Source organism: Mesorhizobium sp. M7A.F.Ca.CA.002.05.1.1, from assembly GCF_003998335.1.
In the GTDB taxonomy this organism is placed as follows: domain Bacteria; phylum Pseudomonadota; class Alphaproteobacteria; order Rhizobiales; family Rhizobiaceae; genus Mesorhizobium.
The window spans coordinates 1-4,507 of record NZ_RZQI01000488.1; the positions used below are offsets into that span (position 1 = coordinate 1).

7 protein-coding genes are annotated in these 4,507 nt (G+C 61.9%); 3 read left to right on the forward strand and 4 right to left on the reverse strand.

Features of this window, described 5'->3' with window-relative positions; translation table 11 throughout:
• Window positions 1-1,254, reverse strand: a 1,254-nt coding sequence (gene groL / locus EN939_RS22210) for a chaperonin GroEL (protein WP_127269686.1), incomplete at its 3' end; no start/stop codon positions are given.
• 33 nt (window positions 1,255-1,287) lie between these two features.
• The gene (locus EN939_RS22215; RefSeq protein ID WP_127269688.1) at window positions 1,288-1,626 is read right to left on the reverse strand and encodes a co-chaperone GroES; all 339 of its coding nucleotides are present in this window, start codon (window positions 1,624-1,626) and stop codon (window positions 1,288-1,290) included.
• Window positions 1,627-1,876: 250 nt separating this feature from the next.
• Here EN939_RS22215 and EN939_RS22220 point away from each other — a divergent pair, with 250 nt between their 5' ends.
• On the forward strand, window positions 1,877-2,125 hold the full coding sequence (locus EN939_RS22220) for a hypothetical protein (RefSeq protein ID WP_127269690.1): 249 nt from the start codon (window positions 1,877-1,879) through the stop codon (window positions 2,123-2,125).
• Window positions 2,122-2,388 (forward strand): DUF1488 domain-containing protein, encoded by a 267-nt coding sequence (locus EN939_RS22225; protein WP_127269692.1) that lies wholly within the window; start codon window positions 2,122-2,124, stop codon window positions 2,386-2,388. The genes EN939_RS22220 and EN939_RS22225 overlap by 4 nt, the downstream gene beginning before the upstream one ends.
• Window positions 2,389-2,416: 28 nt before the next feature.
• Here EN939_RS22225 and EN939_RS22230 read toward each other — a convergent pair whose 3' ends face one another.
• Entirely contained in the window at window positions 2,417-2,608 is a 192-nt protein-coding gene (locus EN939_RS22230) for a hypothetical protein (RefSeq protein ID WP_127269694.1), read from the reverse strand.
• A 5-nt stretch (window positions 2,609-2,613) separates the two neighbouring features.
• The gene (locus EN939_RS22235; RefSeq protein ID WP_127269696.1) at window positions 2,614-2,817 is read right to left on the reverse strand and encodes a hypothetical protein; all 204 of its coding nucleotides are present in this window, start codon (window positions 2,815-2,817) and stop codon (window positions 2,614-2,616) included.
• 685 nt (window positions 2,818-3,502) lie between these two features.
• Here EN939_RS22235 and EN939_RS22240 point away from each other — a divergent pair.
• Window positions 3,503-4,507: LacI family DNA-binding transcriptional regulator (locus EN939_RS22240; protein ID WP_164751143.1), on the forward strand; the 1,005-nt coding region annotated here is incomplete at its 3' end.

The following is a 4,507-nucleotide window of genomic DNA, read 5'->3' on the forward strand; positions in this document are numbered from 1 at the left end:
AGCCACGCCGCCGCCGGGCACGATGCCTTCCTCGACCGCCGCGCGGGTGGCGTTCAGCGCATCGTCGATGCGGTCCTTCTTTTCCTTGACTTCCGACTCGGTGACGCCGCCGACGCGGATGACGGCTACGCCGCCGGAGAGCTTGGCCAGCCGCTCCTGCAGCTTTTCCTTGTCGTAGTCGGAGGTCGTCTCCTCGATCTGGCCCTTGATCTGGGCGACGCGCGCCTGGATGGTCGCCTTGGTGCCGGCCCCGTCGATGATCGTGGTGGTGTCCTTCTCGATCAGCACACGCTTGGCGCGGCCGAGCATCTCGATGGTGACGTTTTCGAGCTTGATGCCGAGGTCTTCCGAGATCATCTGGCCTGATGTCAGCACGGCGATGTCTTCCAGCATTGCCTTGCGGCGATCGCCGAAGCCCGGCGCCTTGACGGCCGCGACCTTGAGGCCGCCGCGCAGCTTGTTGACGACCAGCGTCGCCAGAGCCTCGCCCTCGACGTCCTCGGAGATGATCAGCAGCGGCCTGCCGCTCTGCACCACCGCTTCAAGGATCGGCAGCATCGCCTGCAGATTGCCGAGCTTCTTCTCGTGGATGAGGATGTAGGGCTCTTCCAACTCGACGCGCATCTTGTCGGCATTGGTGACGAAATAGGGCGAGAGATAACCGCGGTCGAACTGCATGCCTTCGACGACGTCGAGTTCGGTCTCGGCCGTCTTGGCTTCCTCGACGGTGATGACGCCGTCATTGCCGACCTTGTCCATCGCCTTGGCGATCATCTCGCCGACGCTGGCATCGCCATTGGCGGCGATGGTGCCGACCTGTGCGATCTCGGCCGACGACTTGACCTTCTTGGCGCGCGCCTGGATTTCCTTGACCACGGCGGAAACCGCCTGGTCGATGCCGCGCTTCAAATCCATGGGGTTCATGCCGGCGGCGACCAGCTTGGCGCCTTCGCGCAGGATCGAGGCGGCCAGCACCGTGGCGGTGGTGGTGCCGTCACCGGCGAGGTCGTTGGTCTTCGAGGCCACTTCGCGCACCATCTGGGCGCCCATGTTCTCGAACTTGTCGGCAAGCTCGATTTCCTTGGCGACGGTGACGCCGTCCTTGGTGATGCGCGGCGCGCCATAGGCCTTGTCGATGATGACGTTGCGGCCCTTGGGGCCGAGCGTGACCTTCACCGCATTGGTGAGGATCTCGACGCCGCGCAGCATGCGGTCGCGCGCGTCGGTGGAGAATTTGATTTCCTTGGCAGACATGATTTTTATCCAGTTCGTTCGGAGAAAATGAGGTCAGGCAGCTTTCTTGGCGGCCACGGTCTTGTCGGTTGCGGCCGTCTCGCTCTTGTCGATAACGCCCATGATGTCGGCTTCCTTCATGATCAGAAGGTCCTCGCCGTCGATCTTGACCTCGGTGCCCGACCATTTGCCGAACAGGATGAAGTCGCCGGCCTTGACGTCGAGCGGAACAAGCGTGCCGTTTTCGTCGCGTGCGCCAGGGCCGACGGCGATGACTTCGCCCTCCTGCGGCTTTTCCTTGGCAGTGTCGGGGATGATGATCCCGCCCTTGGATTTGATATCGCCTTCGGCGCGACGAATGACGACGCGGTCGTGGAGTGGCCGAAATTTCATGGGAACTTTCTTTCTGGGGCCGGCACAGGCGGCCACGCCCCTCCTCTATAGACGCGTTGGCACTCGATAGATAGGAGTGCCAAAAATTATTCGCGGGCCAAATTAAATATTCAAAAGTATTATTTCAGCTGGCCGTTTCGTGATATCCGCAGAATGTCAAATAATTCAAAAGATTGAATTTTGCCGATCGAGTGCCTATTTATCGGACAAGTTCACTTTCACGATTTCAGGCACAAGGGAGATTTCTTCGATGGCCGAAGGCAATCAGACGATCATGGAAAAAGCTGAAGCCCGCTTTGTCGACAAGCAGAAGAAGACAGCGGAGAAAAACAAGGCGACCGCCGAATATATGTCCGAGGCAAGAGCCAGGGAGATCAAGACGGCAAGGCTGAGGGAGCTTCGGCTGGCCAAGGAAGAGGCCGATCGTGTCGCCGAGGCCCTCAATCCTACGCCGAAGAAGAAGCGGGCGACCAAGAAAGCCACGGAGGCCAAGACATGAGCCTCACCTTCCCCAACCCCAGCCGCAGCTATGACGAAGCGGGCCAGCGCATTCGTTTCGTCGGCCATGACGGCATGTTCCAGATCTCATTTTCCGTCGCTGCCGACGCCATGGCCAAGATGCGGCCGGGCACTGCTGCCGATGAAGCCGGTTATCTCCAGACATTCGACACCGAGAGCAGCGCCATCCGCGAGGTGGCGTCGAAGGCCTACGACCGCACCCGCAAGAGCATGTATGTGCTGACGGCGGCCGATTTCGGCTGAAATGGCGGCGAGTTGGCGCTGACCGCGATCAGGTCTTGCGCTCGGCCCTTTCGCGGCGTTTAACGTCGCGGACATTCATCTGCACGACCATGTCCTCGGCCTCGCGCGGCCCCATCCCGACCATCACCTTTTGCCGGACAACCGCAGGCTGGCCGGTGAAGACATCGATGATGCTCCAACTCTGGGGAAGCTCCATGCGCACCGTGTAGCGGTTGGCCATGCCGGTCAGCCTCGCATCGTGAAAAACACGGCGCCCAGGATCAGCACCGTCCAGGCGACGACCGACAGTTTCAGCACCATGCCGCCATGCGCAGCCAGAAGCTTCCGCAGGTGCGGCACACCTGCCGGCGAGATTGGTGCCGCCGCCAAGGCGACAGGGGTCTTGAGGCCAAGTTTTCCAAAAACGGGCAGCAGCGACGGTTCACGCACGAAAGGCCTCGAATGTCAGGAAAAAGCGAAGCAACAACGCTCGCCTCCCTTCCATAGCACTCTTTTCGCGAGCGCCTGCATGCCAAATTCAAGACAGGACTGCTTTGACGGCCGGTCCGTACTGCCTTCGCAACACACAATCTATTCGCGGGAACTGACTGCGCTCGGGGCAGATTGGGACGCGAAATTTTGGAGGCCTCGCCTCGGGATCGAACCGAGGCTTCAGAGATTTGCCGTCTCCAGCGTAGCCGCTCCGCCACGAGGCCATGGCTGTCGAAGTAGCGGCCAAATATTTACGGAAAGGTTAATCCCGAGGGATTGTTCAGAATTTTCGGCATCGAGTTTCAGAGCGTTCGTCAGCCAACCTTGCCGGGCCTCGCTTCCGGCGCAGAGTTGCGATCCTTCACGCCCAAGCGGCAGCCCCGCCCCGTGTCGACCGAGGGCCTCCAGCACTGCGATTGACGTTTCTCCCCTACGCGCTTCCGAGGCTGCTTTTACCCCGCGTTGCATTTCGGAGGAGAGGAGCGGAGGCCAACCAACTTTTCCCCTTGAACAGCGATTCGATCTGGCTTAGCTTCATCTGAGAAAAGGTTTTCCCAAGCAATCGTCGTTGGGCTCGGCCACCTGCCGGGCCTCATCCGGCTCGGTAAGAGAAAACCTTTTCCCAACCAAGGATCTCGGCGCGATGCCATCGGACGATCTGCCTGTTCCAGTCTTTTCCAAGCCAGTCACCTTGCGTGACGTGGCCGCCCAGGCCGGAGTCAGTGTCGCCACCGCATCCAAGGCGCTCAATGGCCAGGGCCGGATGACAGCCGAGACGCGCGAACGCATTCGCGAGACCGCCCGGCGGCTCGGTTTCCGGCCCAACAGCCTGGCGCAAAGCCTGCTCCGGCGGCGCAGCTTCACCGTCGGCCTGCTCACCAACGATACCTATGGCCGCTTCTCGCTGCCGTTGATGTCGGGCATTTCGGACGCGCTGGTCGACAATGGCGTCTCGGTGTTCCTGTGCAATGTCGAGGAGGATCCGCGGCTGGGCCAGATGCATGTCGACGCCATGCTCGACAAGCGCGTTGACGGCATCATCGCCACCGGCAAGCGCATCGATCGCCATCTGCCCGTCGACCTCTCCAATCTGCGCGTCCCGGTGATCTATGCCTTCACGCAGCCAGATCCCGACGCCGTCGCCTTCGTCTCGGACGATGTTGGCGGCGCCCGGCTGGCCGTCGAGCATTTCTGCCGGCTGGGCCGCAAGCGCATCGCCCATGTCACCGGGCCGGCGAGCTTTGCCGTGGTGCACGCGCGCGTCCAGGCTTACCGCGACGTGCTGGTCGAAAACGGCCTGACGGTCAGCGAGCCGCTGCTCGGCTCCTGGTCGGAAGCCTGGGGTCACCAGGCGGTTGCGCAACTGTTCGACGGCAAAAGCGAAAGGCCGGACGCGGTCTTCTGCGGCAACGACCAGATCGCGCGCGGCGTCATCGATGCGCTGCGCGAACGCGGCCTCGACGTCCCCAGTGATGTCGGCGTCATCGGTTTCGACAATTGGGAGATCGTGGCCGAGGCGACGCGCCCACCGCTGACCTCTGTCGACATGAACCTTGTCGCGCTCGGGCGCGAGGCCGGGTTGACCCTGCTTTCGCTGGTCGGCGGCAAGCCCGCCGCGCCAGGCATTCGAAAACTGCCGTGCCGGCTG